Origin of the sequence: Mycobacterium sp. (genome assembly GCF_049585075.1) — a bacterium.
GTDB lineage: Bacteria > Actinomycetota > Actinomycetes > Mycobacteriales > Mycobacteriaceae > Mycobacterium.
In genome coordinates this window covers 1-2,671 of record NZ_JBAUZA010000194.1, presented here as the reverse complement: position 1 = coordinate 2,671, position 2,671 = coordinate 1, and the positions used below count along the sequence as shown (strand labels likewise).

Here is a 2,671-nt window from a genome sequence, read left to right as displayed (position 1 = left end):
GTGCAGATGATCGTGGTCACGTCCGACATGAGCAAGTGGGACTGGGTCAAGTGGCTGCCGCACTTCGGCGATCCGCGCCGCCGCGACGCCGCGGGCAATATCCGGATGGTGTACGGGTCGGTCCGTGAGTTCGCCGCCGACCAGGCCGAATTGTTCGCCGGGCGTGGGTCTTTCACGCCTCGGCACGCAAGCTCGTCGGCTGAGACACCGACGCCGCACCACGTGATCATCGCCGACGTCGACGACCCGCAATGGGAATACGTCATCAGCGTCGACGGCGTTGACGGTGTCACGTTCTTTGACCTGACCGGTTCTGCGTTGTGGACCGGTAACCCGGAGCGGGTGCTGAAGTTCACCAACGATGTCGGGGTGATCGAGGCGCTGCCCCGTGACCGCGACACCTGGATGGTGATCGACGACAACCGGTGGTTCTTCGCTCTGGCCGACTATGTGACCGAGATCGAGGCCGAGCAGTTCGCCCAGCGTATGGCGCACTGGCGACTGGCCGAGGCATACGAGGAGATCGGCCAGCGGGTAGCACAGATCGGTGCCCGAGACATCCTGTCCTACTACGGGATTGAAGATCCGGCCGAGATCGACTTCGAGTCGTTGTGGGGCAACAGGCGAGACGGGCTGTCCAGCCGGTCCCGGTTGCGCATCCCGTTCGGTAACCGCTCCGACAACGGCGAGCTGCTGTTCTTGGACATGAAGTCCCTCGACGAAGGCGGCGACGGCCCGCACGGGGTTATGTCGGGTACCACCGGTTCGGGTAAGTCCACGCTGGTGCGCACTGTGCTCGAGTCGCTGATGCTGGGGCATCCGCCGGACGAGCTGCAGTTCGTGTTGGCCGACCTTAAGGGTGGATCGGCGGTCAAGCCGTTCTCCGGTGTGCCGCACGTGTCGCGGATCATCACCGACCTGGAAGAAGACCAGGCGCTGATGGAACGCTTCCTGGACTCGCTGTGGGGCGAGATCGCGCGCCGCAAAGCGGTGTGCGACGACGCCGGTGTCGATGACGCCAAGGAGTACAACGAGATGCGCGGCCGGATGCGCGCACGTGGTCAGGACATTCCGCCGCTGCCGATGCTGGTGGTGGTCATCGACGAGTTCTACGAGTGGTTCCGGATTATGCCGACCGCGGTCGACGTGCTGGACTCGATCGGCCGACAGGGTCGTGCCTACTGGATTCACTTGATGATGGCCTCGCAGACGATCGAGAGCCGTGCCGAAAAGCTCATGGAGAACATGGGTTACCGGTTGGTGCTGAAGGCACGTACCGCCGGTGCTGCACAGGCGGCGGGGGTGCCCAACGCGGTGAACCTGCCCGCTCAGGCCGGTCTGGGCTACTTCCGCAAGAGCCTTGAGGAGATCATCCGCTTCCAGGCGGAGTTCCTGTGGCGCGACTACCGCCGCGGCGTTTCGCTCGACGACGATGGCCCCGCGGCGCTGACGCATTCCGTGGATTACATTCGGCCACAACTGTTTACCACCGGCTTCACGCCTATCGAGGTCAGTGTCAGCGGTCCGGACGACTTCGACGCGCTGACCAACGGTGAGATCCTCGGCGGCAACGGCGAGGCTTCGGGCGGCGAGATAGCCGACGAGCCCGAAGAGGAAGAGGAAGAGGCAATCCGTACGCCGAGGGTCGGCACGGTGATCATCGATCAGCTACGCCGGATCGACTTCGAGCCCTACCGGTTGTGGCAGCCGCCGCTCGATGTGCCCGTGTCGATCGAAAACTTGGTGAACCGGTTCCTCGGTCGGCCGTGGCAGGAGGAATACGGCACGGCAAGAAACTTGGTCTTCCCAATCGGGATCATCGACCGGCCGTTCAAGCACGACCAGCCGCCGTGGACGGTGGACACCTCCGGACCTGGTTCCAACGTGCTGATCCTCGGTGCGGGTGGCTCGGGCAAGACCACCGCGTTGCAGACGCTGATCTCGTCGGCGGCGCTGACCCATACGCCCGAGCAGGTCCAGTTCTACGTGCTGGCCTACAGCAGTACCGCGCTGACAACGGTGGCGGGGCTACCGCACGTCGGTGAGGTCGTCGGCCCCACCGACCCTTATGGTGTCCGCCGCACGGTGGCGGAGTTGCTGGCGCTGCTGCGTGAGCGCAAGCGCACCTTCCTCGAGTACGACGTGCCCTCGATGGACGTGTTCCGTCGGCGCAAGTTCGGCGGGGAGGCCGGCAGCGTGCCCAACGACGGCTTCGGCGATGTGTACCTGGTTATCGACAACTACCGGGCGCTGGCCGAAGAGAATGAGGTGCTGATCGAGCAGGTCAACCAGATCATCAACCAGGGCCCGTCGTTCGGGGTGCATGTGGTGGTCACGGCCGATCGCGAGTCCGAGCTGCGTCCGCCGGTGCGTAGCGGTTTCGGCTCCCGGATCGAGCTGCGGCTGGCCGCAGTCGAAGACGCGAAGCTGGTGCGCTCGCGGTTCGCCAAGGACGTTCCCGTCAAGCCGGGCCGCGGCATGGTCGCGGTGAATTACGTACGGCTGGACAGCGATCCGCAATCGGGTCTGCACACGCTGGTCGCCCGGCCTGCGCTGGCGAGCACGCCGGACAACGTGTTCGAGTCCGACAACGTCGCGGCGGCAGTCAGCCGGGTGGCGGCGGGCCACGCTCCGCCGGTGCGCCGGCTGCCCGCCAAGTTCGGGCTGGAGC

Annotated in this window: 1 protein-coding gene; it reads left to right on the top strand. The window is 65.3% G+C overall.

The genetic code is table 11. The features are described from left to right. The coding region (locus WB785_RS09195) for an FtsK/SpoIIIE domain-containing protein (protein WP_424078617.1) at positions 1-2,671 on the top strand (2,671 nt) is incomplete at both ends.